This is a genomic window from Plantactinospora sp. CA-290183 (genome assembly GCF_050936375.1).
Lineage (GTDB): Bacteria > Actinomycetota > Actinomycetes > Mycobacteriales > Micromonosporaceae > Plantactinospora.
In genome coordinates this window covers 199,038-216,866 of record NZ_JBNJMX010000007.1, presented here as the reverse complement: position 1 = coordinate 216,866, position 17,829 = coordinate 199,038, and the positions used below count along the sequence as shown (strand labels likewise).

Annotated in this window: 15 protein-coding genes; 6 read left to right on the top strand and 9 right to left on the bottom strand. The window is 71.9% G+C overall.

Features of this window, described 5'->3' with window-relative positions:
- Window positions 1-114 precede the first annotated feature (114 nt).
- Window positions 115-2,004 (bottom strand): maltose alpha-D-glucosyltransferase, encoded by a 1,890-nt coding sequence (gene treS, locus ACQEUR_RS15565; protein ID WP_433030912.1) that lies wholly within the window; start codon window positions 2,002-2,004, stop codon window positions 115-117.
- A 599-nt stretch (window positions 2,005-2,603) separates the two neighbouring features.
- Window positions 2,604-4,376: a dolichyl-phosphate-mannose--protein mannosyltransferase gene (locus tag ACQEUR_RS15560; RefSeq protein WP_433030909.1), complete on the bottom strand. Its 1,773-nt coding sequence runs from the start codon at window positions 4,374-4,376 to the stop codon at window positions 2,604-2,606.
- Window positions 4,377-4,403: 27 nt separating this feature from the next.
- Here ACQEUR_RS15560 and rsmI point away from each other — a divergent pair, with 27 nt between their 5' ends.
- A complete protein-coding gene (gene rsmI / locus ACQEUR_RS15555) occupies window positions 4,404-5,255 on the top strand; it encodes a 16S rRNA (cytidine(1402)-2'-O)-methyltransferase (RefSeq protein ID WP_433031049.1) in 852 nt (283 codons plus the stop codon).
- Between the two features lie 119 nt (window positions 5,256-5,374).
- On the top strand, window positions 5,375-6,289 hold the full coding sequence (locus tag ACQEUR_RS15550) for an IS5 family transposase (RefSeq protein ID WP_433028324.1): 915 nt from the start codon (window positions 5,375-5,377) through the stop codon (window positions 6,287-6,289).
- A 133-nt stretch (window positions 6,290-6,422) separates the two neighbouring features.
- On the opposite strand, the gene ACQEUR_RS15545 is transcribed toward ACQEUR_RS15550, so the two are convergent.
- Window positions 6,423-7,649: a hypothetical protein gene (locus tag ACQEUR_RS15545; RefSeq protein WP_433030907.1), complete on the bottom strand. Its 1,227-nt coding sequence runs from the start codon at window positions 7,647-7,649 to the stop codon at window positions 6,423-6,425.
- Between the two features lie 198 nt (window positions 7,650-7,847).
- Between ACQEUR_RS15545 and metG the strand changes: the two genes are divergently transcribed.
- Window positions 7,848-9,650, top strand: a complete 1,803-nt coding sequence (metG, locus tag ACQEUR_RS15540; protein ID WP_433030904.1) for a methionine--tRNA ligase — start codon at window positions 7,848-7,850, stop codon at window positions 9,648-9,650.
- Between the two features lie 59 nt (window positions 9,651-9,709).
- On the opposite strand, the gene ACQEUR_RS15535 is transcribed toward metG, so the two are convergent.
- Window positions 9,710-10,045: a hypothetical protein gene (locus tag ACQEUR_RS15535; protein WP_433030901.1), complete on the bottom strand. Its 336-nt coding sequence runs from the start codon at window positions 10,043-10,045 to the stop codon at window positions 9,710-9,712.
- Window positions 10,046-10,139: 94 nt separating this feature from the next.
- Window positions 10,140-10,397 carry a hypothetical protein gene (locus tag ACQEUR_RS15530; protein ID WP_433030898.1) on the bottom strand — a complete coding sequence of 86 codons (258 nt, stop codon included), beginning with the start codon at window positions 10,395-10,397 and terminating at the stop codon, window positions 10,140-10,142.
- Window positions 10,398-10,676: 279 nt separating this feature from the next.
- Between ACQEUR_RS15530 and ACQEUR_RS15525 the strand changes: the two genes are divergently transcribed.
- Both ACQEUR_RS15525 and ACQEUR_RS15520 read left to right on the top strand, forming a co-directional pair.
- On the top strand, window positions 10,677-11,891 hold the full coding sequence (locus tag ACQEUR_RS15525; RefSeq protein WP_433030895.1) for a helix-turn-helix domain-containing protein: 1,215 nt from the start codon (window positions 10,677-10,679) through the stop codon (window positions 11,889-11,891).
- Window positions 11,892-11,901: 10 nt separating this feature from the next.
- Window positions 11,902-12,444 carry an N-acetyltransferase family protein gene (locus ACQEUR_RS15520; protein ID WP_433030892.1) on the top strand — a complete coding sequence of 181 codons (543 nt, stop codon included), beginning with the start codon at window positions 11,902-11,904 and terminating at the stop codon, window positions 12,442-12,444.
- Window positions 12,445-12,474: 30 nt separating this feature from the next.
- Here the strand turns inward: ACQEUR_RS15520 and ACQEUR_RS15515 are convergent, their stop codons facing one another.
- Together ACQEUR_RS15515 and ACQEUR_RS15510 are read right to left on the bottom strand one after the other, a co-directional pair.
- Complete coding sequence (locus ACQEUR_RS15515) at window positions 12,475-13,377, bottom strand: phosphotransferase enzyme family protein (RefSeq protein WP_433030889.1); 903 nt, start codon at window positions 13,375-13,377, stop codon at window positions 12,475-12,477.
- Between the two features lie 90 nt (window positions 13,378-13,467).
- Window positions 13,468-14,745: a hypothetical protein gene (locus tag ACQEUR_RS15510; RefSeq protein ID WP_433030886.1), complete on the bottom strand. Its 1,278-nt coding sequence runs from the start codon at window positions 14,743-14,745 to the stop codon at window positions 13,468-13,470.
- A 181-nt stretch (window positions 14,746-14,926) separates the two neighbouring features.
- Between ACQEUR_RS15510 and ACQEUR_RS15505 the strand changes: the two genes are divergently transcribed.
- A complete protein-coding gene (locus tag ACQEUR_RS15505; RefSeq protein ID WP_433030883.1) occupies window positions 14,927-15,829 on the top strand; it encodes a TatD family hydrolase in 903 nt (300 codons plus the stop codon).
- A 51-nt stretch (window positions 15,830-15,880) separates the two neighbouring features.
- On the opposite strand, the gene ACQEUR_RS15500 is transcribed toward ACQEUR_RS15505, so the two are convergent.
- Together ACQEUR_RS15500 and ACQEUR_RS15495 are read right to left on the bottom strand one after the other, a co-directional pair.
- The gene (locus ACQEUR_RS15500) at window positions 15,881-16,963 is read right to left on the bottom strand and encodes an Lrp/AsnC family transcriptional regulator (RefSeq protein ID WP_433030880.1); all 1,083 of its coding nucleotides are present in this window, start codon (window positions 16,961-16,963) and stop codon (window positions 15,881-15,883) included.
- Window positions 16,963-17,829, bottom strand: a complete 867-nt coding sequence (locus ACQEUR_RS15495; RefSeq protein WP_433030877.1) for an alpha/beta fold hydrolase — start codon at window positions 17,827-17,829, stop codon at window positions 16,963-16,965. The genes ACQEUR_RS15500 and ACQEUR_RS15495 overlap by 1 nt, the downstream gene beginning before the upstream one ends.

Below are 17,829 nucleotides of genomic sequence, written 5' to 3'. Positions count from 1 at the left end.
TCCCTGCAACTTTCTTGCAGGATTATCCATCCCGATTCGGTCATCCCATCGTCGGTGCTCCGCGGGCCCGCGCGTCGTCAAGTCCGCCGGACGTGCGCTGACCCCGCCCCGCCGTCAGAGCGTGCCGAGCAGCTCGGGATCGGGGACGGACCGACGCGGATCCACCGGCGACCGCGCCTCCGCGTCCGTACGCTGCCGGGCCTCCGCGCTGGTCCGCGGCTTGGGTGCCTTCGGCGCCTTCGCCGTGATCCGGAACCAGAACGAGCCGAATCCGGGCAGGGTGAGCTGGTACGGCCGGGCACCGATCAGCGGGAACGGCGTCTGCCCGGTCAGCTCCACCGGCTGGTGCCCGATGAACCGGCTGCCGAGCGGGAGCTGCGCCGGCTGCGGATGCCCGGACAGGTTGTGCACGCAGAGCACCACCTCGGCGCCGATCCGCTCCTCGCCCTCACCCTCGTACTCGCGCAGGAACGCCAGCACCGCCGGGTTCTTGCCGCCGAGGTCCTGAAACGAACCGACCGCGAGAGCGGGATGCCGCTTGCGTACCTCGATCATCTGGCGGGTCCACTGGAGCAGCGACGCCGGCTGTTCGAGCTGACGCTCCACGTTGACCGCCTGGTAGCCGTAGACCGGGCCCTGGTTGACCGGCAGGTAGAGCGCGCCCGGGTCGGCCTTGGAGAAGCCGCCGTTGCGGTCCGGGGACCACTGCATGGGGGTACGGACGCTGTTGCGGTCACCGAGCCAGACGTTGTCGCCCATGCCGATCTCGTCGCCGTAGTAGAGCACCGGGGAGCCGGGCAGCGACAGCAGCAGCGAGGTGAAGAGCTCGATCTGGTTCCGGTCGTTGTTCACCAGCGGGGCCAGCCGGCGCCGGATGCCGACGTTCACCCGCATCCGGGGATCCTTGGCGTACTCGTTGTAGAGGTAGTCCCGCTCCTCGTCGGTGACCATCTCCAGGGTCAGCTCGTCGTGGTTGCGCAGGAACGTGCCCCACTGGCAGCCGCTGGGGATCTGCGGGGTCTGGGCCATGATCTCCGAGATCGGGTACCGCGACTCGCGGCGGACCGCCATGAAGATCCGGGGCATCACCGGGAAGTGGAAAGCCATGTGGCACTCGTCCCCGCCGACCGTCGGGTCGCCGAAGTAGTCGACCAGGTCGGTCGGCCACAGGTTCGCCTCGGCGAGCAGCACCCGGCCGGGGTACTCGTCGTCGACCATCCTGCGCAGCCGCCTGAGGTACGCGTGCGTCTCGGTCAGGTTCGCGCAGTCGGTGCCCTCGCGCTCGTACAGGTAGGTGATCGCGTCCAGCCGGAAACCGTCGATGCCCAGCTTCAGCCAGAACCGCACCACGTCCAGCATCGCCTCCTGGACCGCCGGGTTGTCGTAGTTGAGGTCGGGCTGGTGGGCGAAGAACCGGTGCCAGTAGAACTGCTGGCGGACCGGGTCGAAGGTCCAGTTGGACGGTTCGGTGTCACAGAAGATGACGGGTACGCCGGCGTACCCGGTGTCGGTGTCCCGCCAGACGTAGAAGTCCCCGTACGGACCGGTCGAGTCCTGCCGGGACTGCTGGAACCACTGGTGGGTGTCCGAGGTGTGGTTCAGCACCAGGTCGGTGATGACCCGGATGCCCCGGGCGTGCGCCTCGTCGACCAGCGTGACGAAGTCGTCGAGCGTGCCGAAGTCGGGGGAGATGAGCAGGTAGTCGCGGATGTCGTAGCCGCCGTCGCGCCGGGGCGAGTCGTAGAACGGGGGCAGCCAGAGGCAGTCCACGCCGAGCCAGCGCAGGTAGTCCAGCTTGGAGGTGAGGCCGGGCAGGTCACCGTAGCCGTCTCCGCTGGCGTCGTAGAAGGCCTGCACGAACATCTCGTAGAAGACCGCCCGCTTGTACCACTCGGGCTCGATCGGCAGTTCGCGGGCGCGGCGCCGGACGGCCGGCCCCGGCTGCTCCAACTGCGCCGCGGGTAGGGCCGTTGGCGCGGTCACCCGCTCGGCTAGGTCGGACATGGCTCTCTCCTCCGGGTCGCGAGGGAAGTTCCCGCAGGTACGTGCTGTGGCGGGTGCCCGCGGGAAACGCGGGGAGAGAACACCGGCCCCGATGGCGGCGGCTCACTGCCCGTTCTACGGCGTCAAACGGGGCCGGTGGATGAGCGGTAACGGCAACATTTTTGTAACCATGCCGACGATTTCGGGTGCGGCGGCGGCGAACGTGAAGCGAAACGCACCGCCGCACGGGCGGTACCGGGCCCGCGCGCTCACCGTGCGCGGGTGGCTGATGCCCGTCCGGGTGCTCTGCCCGATCCGCCCGCTTTGCTCGGCGACGCGTGGGTCGGAAATCTGACTTAACACCACCCGTTGTGCGGGTGAACCGGGGTGGTTAAGCTCCTTGGTGCGCGCCCCAATCGCCCGCTTCCCCCGTGGCAGGCGATCGGGGCGCGCACCTTTGTCCGTGGCCCCTGCCACCTCCCGGACCCACCGCCGTCCGGGCAGCGTCCACTGTGACGTCCGGCGCCGCCCGGCCAGCCCGCCCGTGAGCCCGTTCCCGAGTCCCGCCGTGAGCCTGCCCGGCCGTGCGCGGAGCCACGGTCAGAGCGTCGTCACCGGGATCAGATCCACCGGCCGCCGAGCCACATCCGGCTCGACCAGTCCGCGTACGCCATGAGCTGTCCGACGAAGATCGGATAGAAGTAGGCGAAACAGATGGCGACCAGCAGTACGTAGGCGCCGGCCACGATGGCCCCGACCATGCGCCGGTCGCTCACCCGCCCCGAGCCGTCGTCCCCGCCGGCCGGGTCCGGTTCGGCGGCGTCACCCGCGCGCCCCGCCGTCGCCGGCACCGGTGGCGGGCCGGTCAGCGCGCCCAGCACGTAGGTGACCGCGAGGATGAGGAACGGCACGACCGGGGCGACGTAGAAGGAGAACATGGTGCGCCCCTGCAGGGCGTACCAGAACCAGGGGAGCAGGCCGGCGGCGACCGGCAGCAGGATGGCGGTGGCCCGCCAGTCCCGGCGGGCGATGCCCAGCCAGCCGAGCGCGGCGAGGGCCGGGAGGAACGACCACCACAGGATCGGGGTGCCCAGCAGCAGGACCTCGGAGGCGCAGGAGGCTGCCCCGCAGGCGCCCTGGTCCGACCAGTGGAAGGCGACCGGCCGGCCGAGCAGCAGCCACTGCCACGGCCAGGACTGGTAGGTGTGCTTGTCGTCGAGCTGGTTGTGGAAGCGGTAGGCCTCCTGGTGGTAGTGCCACAGGTTCTGCAGGGCGCCGAGGACGGGCAACTCGGAGCGTCCGCTGTCGGCCCGCCAGTGCCGGAGGTAGCCGATGTCGCTGAGGAACCAGCCCGACCAGGTGGCGAGGTAGGTGAGCACCAGCAGCACCCCGCCGAGCAGCAGCCAGCCGCTCTCGTCGAGCAGGGTGTCGCGCCAGGGCCGGCGTACCCCGGCCGACCGGCGGGCGCCGACCTCCCAGAAGAGCACCAGCAGGGCGAACACCGGCACGAAGTAGAGGGCGCTCCACTTGACCGCGACCGCGCAGCCGAGGAGCACCGCCGCCAGCAGCCGCCACCACGGCACCCCGTCGGCGAACCGGAACGGCGGTCGGCCCGCCCGTCCCGGCCGGCCCGGGTCGAGCCCCGACTCCATGGCGCGCAGCCAGCGCCGCCGCCGCGCGTCGCGGTCCAGCACGAGGGCGCTGAACGCGGCGAGGACGAAGAACATCAGGAAGATGTCGAGCAGTGCGGTGCGGGACAGCACCAGGTGGAAGCCGTCCAACGCCATCAGCAGGCCGGCGGCACACCCGAGCACGGTCGACTGGAACATCCGGCGGGCGGTCCGCACGATCAGCAGTACGGAGAGCGTGCCGACGATCGCGGCGGCGAAGCGCCAACCCAGCTCGTTGTAGCCCCAGATCCACTCGCCGAGCGCGATCATCCACTTGCCGAGCGGCGGGTGCACCACGTACGCGGCGGTGTTGTTCTTCTCGTCCCACTCGACGCCCCGGGTCAGCAGGTTGTGCGCGTCGGTGGCGTAGTAGATCTCGTCGAAGATCTTGCCCTTGGGATGACTCAGCCCGACCAGTCGCAGAATCGCCGCGATCGCCACGACGACCCCGGTGGCCAGCCAGGACCAGGGATCGAGGCGGGCGTCGAACGGGGCCAGGCGGCGCCGGATCACCCCCGGGATGCCCCCGGTCGGGCGATCGGACCGCTCGGTCGCGGACGGCTCGCCGGCCAGCTCGGAGGCCGGCTCGGCGGCGGGCCCGGCCGACCGCTGCGTGGCCTGGGGGCTCTCGGTCTGCGCTGTCGACGCCAGAGTCACCACGTGATCGTAGGCTGCCAGGGTGTGAAACGGGGCACGACGCTCGCTACGTGCGATGACGGCCATCGATGAGAGGAAAGCTGCGTGGGCGTTATGTCCGATAAAGGGAGGCTTGTCCTGCTTGGGGCGCCGCTCGGGAACCCCGGCGACGCCTCGACCCGGCTCCGGGAGACCCTCGCCGTGGCCGACATCGTGGCGGCCGAGGACACCCGGCGGCTCACCCGGCTGGCCCGTGACCTGGGCATCAGCATCCCCGGCCGGATCATCTCCTACTTCGAGGGCAACGAGGAGCGGCGTACCCCCGATCTCGTCGAGGCCGCCCTCGGCGGCGCGCTGGTGGCGCTGGTGACCGATGCCGGCATGCCCAGCGTCTCGGACCCGGGCTACCGGCTGGTGCGGGCCGCCCTGGACGCGGGGGTGCCGGTCACGGTGGCGCCCGGCCCGAGCGCCGTCACCACCGCGCTCGCCCTCTCCGGTCTGCCCACCGACCGGTTCTGCTTCGAGGGGTTCCTGCCCCGGACCGGCGGTCCCCGTCGGGCCCGGCTGCGGGCGCTGGCCGCCGAGGAGCGCACGCTGGTCTTCTTCGAGGCACCGCACCGGGTGGCCGGCACGCTCGTCGACCTGGCCGAGGCGTTCGGCGCGGACCGGCCGGCGGCGCTCTGCCGCGAGCTGACCAAGACCTACGAGGAGGTGCGCCGGCAACCGCTCGGCGAGCTGGCGGACTGGGCCGCGACCGGCGGGCCGCGCGGCGAGATCACCCTGGTCGTCGGGGGCGCCCCGCAGGTCGCCGCCACCCGCCCGGCCGACGCCGACCTGCGGGCCGCCGTGGCCGAGCGGGAAGCCGCCGGTACGTCCCGACGCGACGCGATCACCGCCGTCGCCACCGAACACGGCCTGCGCCGCCGCGACGTCTACGCCGTCGTCCACCCCCCAACATCGCCGTGAACAGATCGCGGTGCTAGGCAGTGTCTCGAAGTCGGGTGCGGCGTGTCGGTGATCGATAGACGGCGAGGTCTCCGGTAGAGGGTTTTTCGACCAAGAAGAACCTGAATACCGGAGACCTCGTGGCCACCATAGCGGTGACGAGGCGGCATGACCTGACCGACGCGCAGTGGGCGGTGCTGGCGCCGCTGCTGCCTGCGGGTAAGCGGCCAGGTCGACCGTCGCAGTGGGGCAAGCGGCAGCTCATCGACGGCATCCGGTGGCGGGTGCGGGTCGGTGCGCCGTGGCGGGATGTGCCGGCGTGTTACGGCTCCTGGCAAGCGGTGTATGCGCTGTTTCGACGGTGGCAGCGGGCCGGGATCTGGCAGCAGATCGTGACCGGGTTGCAGGCCCGCGCCGACGCGGTTGGGTTGATCACCTGGGACGTCAGCGTCGACTCCACCATCGCTCGGGCCCACCAGCACGCCGCCGGCGCACGCCGGTGCCCTCAGCAGCAGACCGAGCCGCCGGGCGGGGTGGTGACGGAGCCGGTCGACCACGCCCTCGGGCGTTCCCGCGGCGGGTGGAGCACGAAGCTGCACCTGGCGTGCGAGCAGGGCGGCAGGCCGCTGTCGATGCTGCTGACTGCCGGGCACCGCGGTGACAGCCCGCAGTTCGCCGCGGTGCTGGCCGGTATCCGCGTGCCCCGTCTCGGCGCCGGCCGCCCCCGCGTGCGACCCGACCGGGTCATCGCCGACCGCGCCTACACGTCCCGCGCCAACCGCGCCCACCTGCGCCGCCGTGGGATCAAGGCCTGCATCCCGAGCAAGGTCGACCAGGACGCGCACCGCCGCGCCAAAGGCTCCGCAGGCGGCCGGCCACCCGCCTTCGACCCCGAGGTCTACCGCCAGCGCCACGCCGTCGAGTGCGGCATCAACCGGCTCAAACGCCACCGGGCCTTGGCCACCCGATACGACAAGCTGGCCGTCCGCTACGAAGCCACCATCCACGTCACCGCCATCAACGAGTGGCTACACGCACTTCGAGACACGACCTAGATCGCCGTGATCAGGGAGTGGTTCCCGCGTGTCGTCGGCGCGTCGCGTGTCCAACTCCCTGATCACGCCGATCTTGCGCGGACGCGCCGGCCGGGGGGCGGGGCGGGGCGGCGGGGAGTGGGGGCGCGGGGGGTCAGTAGGCGGCGGTGAGGAAGCCGGCGGCGAGGAGTAGGGGGCCGGCGACGCTGACCAGGGCGGCCCGGCGGCGGGCGCGGCGGTCGGCCAGCCGCAGGGCGCCGGTGACCCAGCCGGTCCCGATGGCGCAGACCAGCACCAGGGCGAGCCCCAGCGCCCAGCGCAGGTGCAGCAGGGCGGTGCCGGCGCCGACGTACGCCTTCTGGCTGTCCGGGACCATCCGGGCGGACATCCGCGAGCCGGCCTCCCGGCTGTCCCCGCCCACACCCACGAGCCGGACGTCCCGGACCGTACGGCCGCCGGCGACCGCGCTGAAGTCACCACGGCAGTGCTGACCGATCCCCACGCCGGCGCATCCGGTCACCGTCGCGGTGCCCCGGTCGCCATGCCCGACGGCCAGCCAGAACGGCTCGGCGCTCACCCAGGCGAAGAAGCTGGCGAGCAGGGCGAGCAGGAGTGCGCCAGCGAGCCCCGGCGCCGGGTGCCGGGGTGGCCCGGGTGGTCTGGCCGGGCGGGGACGGGCCTTCTCCGCGGCCGAGATCCGGGGCCGGCCGAACCAGGTGCGGGGCGTCGGCTGCACCGGGGTGCCGTCCCAGTGCACCTCCTCGATCGGTAGCCAGAAGTCGTCGTCCCCGTCCGGCTCGGCGTCCAGGCCGGGCGCGGCGGCCGGCGGCGACGCGCCCCAGGTCGCCGCCCCGGACGGTACGGTCGCCCGCGGCGCACGCTGCGGAAGCATGGCGAACGGAGCGCCCGTGGTCGGCTCGATCCCGGGTGGGCCCGGTGCCGGGCCGGGGGCGCTGAGCCAGGGGGACGCGGGCGCGGCACCGCCGAAGGGGCCGGCGGCCGGGGGCCCGTCCTCGGGGGGCGTATCCGGCGCCCCGCCGGCCGCGGAGCGGGGCGCGGGGGCCGGCGCGGTGCCGCAGGACGGCGGTGTCGTGCCGCCGGGCGGGGCCGCACCGGCCGGCGGGGCGGTGCCAGCTGTGGGGACCCGGCCGGTCGCCGACCCGGCGCTGACCACGGTTCCGGTGTCCGCGGCGGTTCCGGTGTCGACGCCCGCCCTGCCGGCGGCGGCACCCCCGGCGGCGGCCACGACCGCGTCGCTGTCGGCGCGTACCTGCCGCTGGCCGGATTCGCCACGAGGTTCTGGCCCGGCCTCCGGGCGGCGCGGTTCCACCGGACGCTGCTCGTCGTAGCCGCCCGTCACCCCACCTGAGCTGCCCGTCACCGCTCCATTGGACTACGGGACGGTGTCGGGTCCGGGCAGCCGGACGCGCGTGTCGAAAGAGAAAAAGTTGGAAATCAGTCTCAATATCCGGTAGTCACATGATCTTTACCCCCAATAGTCACCTCTGGCCGCCCCGCCGAGGACCGGAGTGACAATCGGTTCGCGGTCCTCGAACGGCGGTCACTAGGCTTGCTTTCCATGAGTCACGTTCTCGCGGCGGTTGCCTGGCCGTACGCCAACGGCCCGCGCCACATCGGCCACGTCTCCGGCTTCGGGGTTCCCTCCGACGTGTTCAGCCGGTACATGCGGATGGCCGGCCACGACGTGCTCATGGTCTCCGGCACGGACGAGCACGGCACGCCGATCCAGGTGCAGGCCGACAAGGAGGGGGTCACCCCGCGCGAGCTGGCCGACCGCTACAACCGGGTGATCGTCGAGGACCTGCACGGGCTGGGCCTCTCCTACGACCTCTTCACCCGGACCACCACCGGCAACCACTACGCCGTGGTGCAGGAACTGTTCGAGGCGCTGCACCGCAACGGCTACATCGTCCCCAAGGTCACCATGGGGGCGATCTCCCCATCCACCGGTCGTACGCTGCCGGACCGCTACATCGAGGGCACCTGCCCGATCTGCGGGTACGGCCAGGCGCGCGGCGACCAGTGCGACAACTGCGGCAACCAGCTCGACCCGGTCGACCTGGTCAACCCCCGATCGAAGATCAACGGGGAGACGCCGAAGTTCGTCGAGACCGAGCACTTCTTCCTCGACCTGCCGGCGCTGGCCGAGGCGCTGCGCGGCTGGCTGGACAACCGGGAGGGGTGGCGCCCCAACGTGCTCCGGTTCTCCCGGAACCTGCTGGACGACCTCCAGCCCCGGGCGATCACCCGGGACCTGGAGTGGGGCGTACCGATCCCGCTGGAGGGCTGGCGCGACCGCCCGGACAAGCGGATCTACGTCTGGTTCGACGCGGTGATCGGCTACCTCTCCGCCTCCATCGAGTGGGCCCGGCGGTCCGGCGACCCGGAGGCGTGGCGGCGCTGGTGGACCGCGGACAAGGAAGGCAAGGACGCCCGTGGCTACTACTTCATGGGCAAGGACAACATCGTCTTCCACTCGGTGATCTGGCCGGCCCTGCTGCTCGGGTACGACGGCGAGGGTGCCCGGGGCGGCGAGCCGGGCGACCTGGGCCGGCTCAACCTCCCCACCGAGGTGGTCTCCAGCGAGTTCCTGACCATGGAGGGGCGGAAGTTCTCCTCCTCCCGCCAGGTGGTCATCTACGTCCGGGACTTCCTGGCGCGCTACGACGCCGACGCGCTGCGCTACTTCATCGCCGTCGCCGGGCCGGAGAGCCAGGACACCGACTTCACCTGGGCGGAGTTCCTGCGGCGCAACAACGACGAGCTGGTGGCCGGCTGGGGCAACCTGGTCAACCGGTCCATCTCGATGGCCGCGAAGAACTTCGGCGCGATCCCGGCGATCGATCCGGCCGGGCTCACCGAGGCGGACGAGGCGCTGCTCGCCACCGCCCGGGTCGGCTTCGACACCGTCGGCGAGCTGATCGGCCGGCATCGGCAGAAGCAGGCGATCGGCGAGGCGATGCGGGTGGTGGCCGAGGCGAACAGGTACCTCTCCGAGCAGGCCCCGTGGAAGCTCAAGGACGAGGCGGACAAGCCCCGGATGGGCACCATCCTGCACGTCGCGCTCCAGGTCGTCAGCGACGCCAACACCATGCTCACGCCGTTCCTGCCGCACTCCGCGCAGAAGGTGCACGAGCTGCTGGGCGGCACCGGCGTACACGCGCCGATGCCGTCGATCGTGGAGGTCGGCGACCTCGACGGCGACGGGACGTACCCGGTGCTGACCGGCGACTACACCGTCGGCGCGCGCTGGGAGTCGGTGCCGATCGAGGCGGGCCGGCCGCTGGCCGCACCCAAGCCGGTGTTCCGCAAGCTCGACCCGTCGATCGTGGACGAGGAGCTGGCCCGGCTCGCCGACTGAACCTGAGGCGATCGGGCCCCGCCATCCCGCCCGGAACGGCGGGGCCCGTCGCGTCCGGGCTACCGGTTGCCGCCGGCAGTCCCGGGCGGGTCCTGCCGCTGGGCGGCCGCGATCAGCACGTCGACCCGGACCATGAGTTGCAGGCAGGGCGGGTGCGGTTCGACGTGCTCCCACGTACACCCGGGGTGTTCGTGGCCGACGATCCAGACCCAGAGGCCGGCCCCGTCCTGGCGGGTCACGTTGCGGTGGACCCGGGCGACGGTCACCTCGAGGTACGTCCCGACCGGCACGGTGGCGCAGTGCGACCACTGCTCGGGCTGGAGCTGGAGCAGGGTCTCGGCCGGCACGTCCGGGATCTCGACGGTCGGCGTGACGACCGGCAGCCGCTTCCTCATCGCCAGTTCCCGAGACGGCGCCAGCACCGGCTGTTCCACCGGCGGTCGGGCGGGTCCGACTGTCGGGAACGCCGCAGCCGGCGCCACACCCGGGTCAGCATGACGTGGCGTGGTACTGCCGTCGCTGCCCATGGGTGAGCAGCGGTAAGCCGTGGACGAGGGTGGGGCCGTTCCAGGTCCAGTCGGCCCGCTCCGGACCGCTGTCCGAGCCGTGCGGCTGCCGGCTGGCCAGCTCCAGGAGCCGTCGCCGGGTGGCCTCCGCCTCGGCGGCGTCCCGCTCACGGGCGGCCCGTTCGGCCTCGGCGGCGACTCTCTCGCGGCGACGGGTGCGCCACCGAGTCCACAGCTTCATCCGCAGACCTCCTTCGTTGTGGGGCACGGCGGCCGGGCCAATCCGCACCGACCGCCGCACCCGGTCAGGGGGCCGGGACCGGTGTACGGGGGACGACACCGGTCCCGGCCGATCCCCGAGTGGTAGCTGACCTGTTATTCGCAGGAGCGAAGCCACCCCGCCGGGATAGCCATCGCGATCTCGTGCGGATACCGTCACAGACAGTCAGCTCAATCGACAGCAGTGAGCAGTGGTCCGCTGTGGGCCGCACAGCCGCCCACAACCAGCGCAGGAGGGGCCGTGGAAGAGTTCGGGCAGATGCTCCGCCGGCTGCGCCGTGAGCGCGGCCTGTCGCTGCGCCGCTTCGCGGAGATCGCCGGAATTGATTTCGGCTACGTTGGACAGATCGAGCGCGGCGAACGGCGATGCTCGCCCGACTGGGCAGAGATCTGCGACCAGACCCTCAGCGCCAACGGCGCGCTCGTTGCGGCTTACCAAGTGGACACCAGGGCGGCAGGTGACGATATGCAGCGGCGTACCGTTCTCATGGCCTTGGCTCTGGGCGCGTCCACTCCGGCAGTGGCCGTGGAGGCGATCCGCCAGTGGCTCGACACTGGTGCCGGTACCGGCCCTGACGAGTGGCAGTTGATCGCGAACGACTACGCCCGGGACTTCTACGTCACCGCGCCGGCCACGCTCGTCGGGCAACTCGGTATGGATCTCGCCGTCCTCCAGCCTCTGATCGGGGCGGAGCCCGGAAACCGCGACCTGTTACGTTCCGCTGGTCAGCTCGCGGTGATCATGGCCATGGCCCTCACGTCAACGGGGCAGGTGGGGTTGGCTCGCCGATGGTGGCGCACCGCGCGGCGCCAGGCCGACCAGTCCGGCGACCTCGATACCCGGATCTGGGTGCGTGACTGGGAGGTCGTCAACGGCACCTATGAACGCCGCCCCGTCCGGCAGATCCTCGACCTGGCCGACGAGACGATCACCATGGCAGACGGTCGAGCCTGTTGCGGTACGGCCGGAGTGCTGTCGGGCCGGGCGCAGGCACTAGCGGCCGTGGGTCGGGTTGAGGAAGCCACGGTGGCGATCAGGGCGGTGGAGGAAATCACCGACCGCCTGCCCGGCCCGGTGATCAATGACGCCGAATCGATGTTGGGTTGGCCCGAGGTCCGGCTGCGCTACACGGAGTCCTATGTCTATACCTTCACGGGGCAGGTCACGAAGGCGATGACTGCCCAGGACCGGGCCCTGGAGCTGTATCCGGCCGACCTGGCGCGTGAGCGCGCGCAGTTGCAGATGCATCGGGCGAACTGCCTCGTCCGGTCCGGACAGATCCCCGACGGACTGCGGTACGCCACCGAGGTGCTCGACGAGTTGCCCGCCGATCGGCACAATGCGCTGCTCTACGAGGTTGCCCGCCAGGTCGTCGCGGTCGTGCCCGAGCGGGAGCGGCGCCGCGCGGAGGTCGCGGAACTGCGTGACCGGCTCGCCGCCCAGCCCGCCCGGTAGGCGTTCCGCGATGTCGGGTGTCGCGTATGGCCTGCTTGATGCGGATGAGGTCCGCCCACTGATCGGTGTCCTTCAAGAGTTGTATGCCGAGGTGTACGCGGAGCCGCCGTACGAGGAGGGGCCGGAACACGTGGCCCAGTTCCGGCGCTGGTTCAGGCAACATCTTGGCCAACCGGGTTTCAGGCTCGCTCGCGCCGTGGACGTCGATGGCCTGTTGGTCGGCACGGCGTACGGGCACACGATGTCGGCTGGGGAGTGGCTGCAACCGCAGGTCGGTGAGCCACCCGCGCACGTCCACGGCGTGCCGAAGTTCATGATCGCTGAGTGGATGGTCCGCGGGCCGTACCGGGGGCGTGGCGTCGGGCGCCGCCTGTTGAGCGCGCTTCTCGCTGACCGACCCGAGCCGTATGCCATCCTGGCGAGCAACCCCGCCGCGCCGGCTCGGCGGATCTACGAGCAGTTGGGTTGGCAGCAGGCCGGAATGATTCGACCGAAACTCATCCCGCCGATGGACGTTCTCGTGCTGCCACTACCGGCCAATCCAATTCAGTAGCGTTGAATCATGCCGCTGCCATGCCGCCGGCTAGAACGGCTGCCAGTTCCGGTGCCCGCTCCCGGTCCGGAGTGTGGTGATCCGCTTGGTCAGCTCGGCCATGGCGCGTGGGTCGTGCGGCGCGTTCTGGGCGAGCCAGGTCACCATGAGCAGCTCGCGCAGGTCGGCCAGTGTTCGGTACGAGTCTGCCGGCATCACGTCGTAACCGTACGCGTCGATGAAATCCCGGTACTCCGTCCGGCTGTGCCAGCCGTACCGCTCGTAATAGAGCGCGGTGAGCACGAGGTCCCATTCGCGTGGCCCGTGACTGAATCCGTCGAGGTCGGCGAGCAGTGGGTGCCCGTCCCGGTCACGTATGAGGTTCCCGACGTTGGCATCACCATGGACGACGCCGATCGGTAGGTCGAAGGCCAGCGCGTGGTAGGACTCTTCGAGTTCGACAAGCCGACCGCGGAGAAGAGTTCGGTCGTCTTCGGACACGGCGTCGAGTGTGTCCATGCGCCGCCAGGCGCGAGCGAAGGGATCCAACGAAGGCAGCGAGAGCCCCGGTGGCGGGGTGAGCGTATGCAGTGCGCGAAGCACGACGCCCAGTTCGGCCGTCGTGCCGTAGGCCTCGCTGTCGGAGGCGGACTCCCACAACACGACCACCCGGCCCTGAGCCAGTATCGGCTGCGGTACATCCAGTGGACGGACAACCGGAATGTTCTCTGCGGCCAACCAGCGGGAAACCAGTAACTCGCGTCTGGCGCCCGGAAGCTGCTTCTCCGAACGGGCTACTCGCGCTATGACCGGTACCCCACGCAGCCGGAATACCGCGTTGTCTCCGAGGCGGATGAGCTCGGCGGCAGCGGGATCGAGACCAGCAGCGCCACAAGCCTCGGCAAGAGCCGCCCGAGCCTTGTCATGATCGAGGGGCGCAGGCGGGGCGTTCACACTCTTCCACCGCTCGCTGCGATCACTACGGCCGCCACCGTGACATCCTCGCGTACACCGGGTCTGTCCGTGGCATCCCGGCCCGGTCGGTCAGATCGGGTACGGCTGGTCGAGCAGCCCGCCGTCCACGACCTCCACCGCCGGTGCCCAGGCTTCGTAGACGCCCCGTTCGTAGCACTGGGCGCCGAGCGCGGCCACATTGTCCGGGTCGGGCCGGCACAGCCGCAGCCGCAGCCAGCCCGACTCCTCGCGCAGCACCAGACACCGGGTCTGCCGCCAGCTGGCGTACCGGGCGCGGCGGACCAGCGTCTCGACCGGGTAGCGCGCCGCCCGGGTCATCGCCAGCACCCGGAACTCGCCGGGCGGGTCGGCGACCGCCTCGTGTTCCCCGCCCCGGTAGCCGCCGACGAGCAGGGTGGAGCGGACCGCGTCGGCGGTCGAGACGTACTCCTGGTCGGGTGCGACGCCGGGCAGCGCGGCCAGCAGGTGGCGCCAGCGCGGACCGGCCATCCGCAACCAGCCGCGCTGCTCCGGCTGGTAGGTGTAGAGCACCACCTCGTCGCCGTCGACGGTGTGCGCCAGCAGCGTCGCGTTGGCCGGCAGCGGCAGGTCGGCGAAGTCCCGGGTGACGAACTCCGGCACGAGATGCCGGCCGCTCGGGGTGAAGCCGGTGCCGAGCACCGGCGGCCCGGCCCGGTCCTGCGGCGGCATGGTGACCAGCCCCCGGTGCTCCGGGCCCGTCGGGAGCACGTAGTCGACCGGGTCGATCGCCCGCCAGCGCAGCAGGTAGCCGACGTCCGGCACGCCGCGTCCGGCGTCGGCGTCGGTCCGCAGCAGGGCCAGGTCGGCCGGCGTACGCAGGTGGGCCACGTCGTACTCGCGGTGGCAGAACCCGTACGGCAGCCAGCCGCGCAGGAACCCGGCGACCTGGGCGGCGGAGAGCACCTTGACCATGTGCGTGCCCCGGCGGATCGTGGCGGAGCCGCGTACCGCCGTGAGCAGCGGATCGTCGGCCGACGCCGGGCTCTGGCCGAGCCGGTGGATCTCCGCCCAGCCCACCTCCCGGTTCAGTGGTGCCGTCAGCGGCTGGTCCGTCGGGTCCGTCGACCCGGTCGAGGTCCGAGCCGCGACCACCGGCCCGCCGCCGTCTCGCAGCGGCGCGACCTCGCTGGCGTGCGCGTACCGGTGCCAGGGATAGCGGGCCCCGGGCCGGCGGTCCGGCTCGAAGCCCGGCGCGGGATCGGCGCTGAACAGCTCGTACGCGGCACCGCGGCCGAGTGCCGCCGCCGGGTGGCTCGTGCCGGCGTACCGCACGCGCAACCCGGCCGGCGCCTGCGGTGCCTGGCCCGCCCGCGGGGTCACGCTCACCGCGCTGACGCTAGGGCCGGTATCCGCCGCCACGGTGAACGGCGGGTTGCCGGCCGGGAACCTGGCCGGGCGCGGGGCGGGACTCTGCCGGTTCGGCTCGCCGTCGACCACCGGTTCGGTCGGCGGTGCGCCACCGGTTCGGTGGAGCGGGCGGTTCCGTGGCCGGTCAACCGGGTGTGTGATGCTGGCGGCGATGACTGAGCAGACCGAGTCCCGCCGGCAGCGGGCCGCCCGCCGGGCCGGGGAGTTTCCGCCCGTGCCGGAGCCGCTCCCCGTACCGGTGATCGACAGCCACACCCACCTGGACATCACGATCTCGGAGGCGGGCACCCCGCCCGGCGGGGACGCCGGCGGTGACCCGATCGCGGCGGCGGTGCGGGTAGCCGCCGGGGTAGGGGTGGACCGGCTGGTCCAGGTCGGCGTCGACGTGGCCTCGTCGCGGTGGGGTGCCGAACTGGCCGCCCGGCAGCCGGCGGTGGTGGCGACGGTGGCGTTGCACCCCAACGACGCCCCCCGGCTGGCCGACCTGGACGAGGCGCTCAGGGAGATCGAGGCGCTGGCCGCGCAGCAGCGGGTACGCGGCATCGGCGAGACCGGGATGGACTTCTTCCGTACCGGTGAGCAGGGGCGGGCCGCCCAGGAGACGAGTTTCCGGGCGCACATCGCGATCGCCAAGCGGTACGGCAAGCCGCTGGTGATCCACGACCGGGACGCGCACGCGGACGTGCTGCGGATCCTCGACGACGAGGGTGCACCGGAGACGGTGGTGCTGCACTGCTTCTCCGGGGACGCCGAGTTCGCCGCCGAGTGTGTCCGCCGGGGCTACCTGCTCAGCTTCGCCGGCACCGTGACCTTCGGCAACGCGGCCGGACTGCGCGAGGCGGCCCGGCTCACCCCGCTGGGCCAGATCCTGGTCGAGACCGACGCGCCCTACCTCACCCCGATGCCGCACCGGGGCCGGCCGAACGCGTCGTACCTGATCCCGCTCACCGTCCGGTCGCTGGCCGAGACCACCGGCGCGGACCTGGCCGAACTCTGCGCGGCGATCTCCGCCACCGGGGATCGGGTCTTCGGCCCCTGGTGACCGGCGGCCCCGGGTCGGGGGCCGAGGGTCGCGGCCCGGCGGGGGAGGACCTCAGGGGGCGGCGGCCCGGCGGTTGCGGGTGCCCCGGCCGCTGCCGGCGGTCGTGCCGCCGCGCGGTTCCGGCGGTGTGGCGGTCGCGCCGACGCCCTCCGCGGCGAGCCGCCGGGCCGCCCACGGAGTGATCACGAAGCCCCGCTTGACGGTGAGCAGCTGCACCCCGGCCGTCCAGGCCTGGATGCCATCGATCCCGCCCAGCGTCTTGGTGGTGAACTCGAAGACGTCGGCGTGGCTCGGCAGGATCACCTCGCACATCAGCGACTCCTGGCCGAGGGTGGCGGCGACGTAACGCACCCCGCGCAGCGCGGCCAGCTCCCGGGCGACCCCGTCCAGCCGGGACGGCGCCACCGAGAGCCAGAAGAGGATCTCCGCCTCGAAGCCCAGCGCCGCCGCCGGCACCAGCGTGATCACCTGTACGCAACCGGCGCCGTAGAGCGCCTCGAACCGGCGCCGTACGGTGCTCTCGCTGACCCCGAGGCCGAGCGCGACGGACTGGAAGCTGGTCCGGCCGTCCTCACGGAGCGCGGAGATGATCCGCTCGTCCAGCTCGTCCAGGTGCGCGGGCGGGCAGTCGTGCACCGGCGGCGGTGCGACGGGCTGACTGCCGGTGCCGAGCAGGTGCCGGCTCCACTCGTGGGTGGACTTGTAGGTGTGCAGCCGCAGGTCGGCGACGCTGCCCTGGATGCCGGGGATGCTCTGCAACCCGTTGAGCAGCACGCTGTGCAGGCTGGTCCCCTTCGGCACCAGCACCTCGGCGACCAGGTCGTAGACCCCGGTCACCAGGGCGACGAAGCGGATCTCCGGCATCGCGGCCAGCGCCTGTGCGGCGGGAAGCTGGCTGCCCGCCGCACAGCGGATCCGGACGATCAGCAGGTCGGCCGGTCCGCCGCCGGGCTGCGGGGCGGCGGCCACCTTGACCAGGCCGTCGGCGAGCAGCTGCTGCGCCCGGCGGGCCACCGTGGTCACCGAGGTGCCGGTGAGCTGGGCGATGTCGGTCCAGCTCGCCCGGCCGTTGACCTGGAGCGCGGCGACGATACGCCGGTCGATGGGATCGAGGTCGTACATCTCGACGGGCATCACGAAGGCAGCACCGGTACGCCCGCCAGGAACTCCCGGACGACCCGCTGGAACCGCTCCGCCTCCTCGGTCTGCGGGGAGTGTCCGGAGTGCTCGAACACCACCAGCCGGGCGCCCGGGATCAGCCCGGCGATCGTCTCGCTGCATTCCACCGGGGTGATCCAGTCGTGTCGGCCCACGATGACCAGGGTCGGACAGGAGATGCCCGGCAGCAAAGCCTTGATGTCGTAGTTGGGCTGGTTGACGGCAAAGGCGAAGTTGTGCGTGGCGTACCGGTAGGGGGTGTCCGCGACCCGCTGCCGGACCTTCTCCCAGTCCAGGTCGTGGTCGTAGAGCGGCAGAATCTCCGCCCAGCAGTCCCGCAGGTCGGCGTCGTCCCGGACGGTGCCGGACATGATCCGGTCCAGCTTCACCCGGTCGATCTCCACCCGGGCGGAGGCGAGCGCGTTGCGCAGCGCCAGCTCCTGGTTGGCGTTGTCCGCGGCGGTGTCCCGCAGCACCAGCGCGGCGACCCGCTCCGGGTAGCGGATCGCGTACTCCATCGCGATGAAGCCGCCGTACGAGCCGCCGGCCATCACGATCCGCTCGGCACCGATCCACTGGCGCAGCCCGTCCACGTCGGCGGCCCACTGCTCGTGGGTGAACGGCTCCCTGCCCTCACTGGCACCCGAGCCCCGGGCGTCGAAGACCACCACCCGGTAGTCGTCGGCGAACGGCCCGAACGAGGCGCGCGGCTCCGCCATCGAACCCAGGCCCGGCGCGCCGTGATGGACGATCATCGTCGGTTTGCCCGGCGCGTCGCCCAGCACCTCCACGTTGAGCCGGTTGCCGTTGATCTCCACGGTCTCGGTCGTTCCGATGGACAC

Excerpts from the sequence above, each read along its gene's own strand:
- treS (WP_433030912.1), bottom strand. The coding sequence starts at position 2,004 with ATGTCCGACCTAGCCGAGCGGGTGACCGCGCCAACGGCCCTACCCGCG.
- ACQEUR_RS15560 (WP_433030909.1), bottom strand. The coding sequence starts at position 4,376 with ATGGCCGTCATCGCACGTAGCGAGCGTCGTGCCCCGTTTCACACCCTG.
- rsmI (WP_433031049.1), top strand. The coding sequence starts at position 4,404 with ATGTCCGATAAAGGGAGGCTTGTCCTGCTTGGGGCGCCGCTCGGGAAC.
- metG (WP_433030904.1), top strand. The coding sequence starts at position 7,848 with ATGAGTCACGTTCTCGCGGCGGTTGCCTGGCCGTACGCCAACGGCCCG.
- ACQEUR_RS15535 (WP_433030901.1), bottom strand. The coding sequence starts at position 10,045 with ATGAGGAAGCGGCTGCCGGTCGTCACGCCGACCGTCGAGATCCCGGAC.
- ACQEUR_RS15530 (WP_433030898.1), bottom strand. The coding sequence starts at position 10,397 with ATGAAGCTGTGGACTCGGTGGCGCACCCGTCGCCGCGAGAGAGTCGCC.
- ACQEUR_RS15520 (WP_433030892.1), top strand. The coding sequence starts at position 11,902 with ATGTCGGGTGTCGCGTATGGCCTGCTTGATGCGGATGAGGTCCGCCCA.
- ACQEUR_RS15505 (WP_433030883.1), top strand. The coding sequence starts at position 14,927 with ATGCTGGCGGCGATGACTGAGCAGACCGAGTCCCGCCGGCAGCGGGCC.
- ACQEUR_RS15500 (WP_433030880.1), bottom strand. The coding sequence starts at position 16,963 with ATGCCCGTCGAGATGTACGACCTCGATCCCATCGACCGGCGTATCGTC.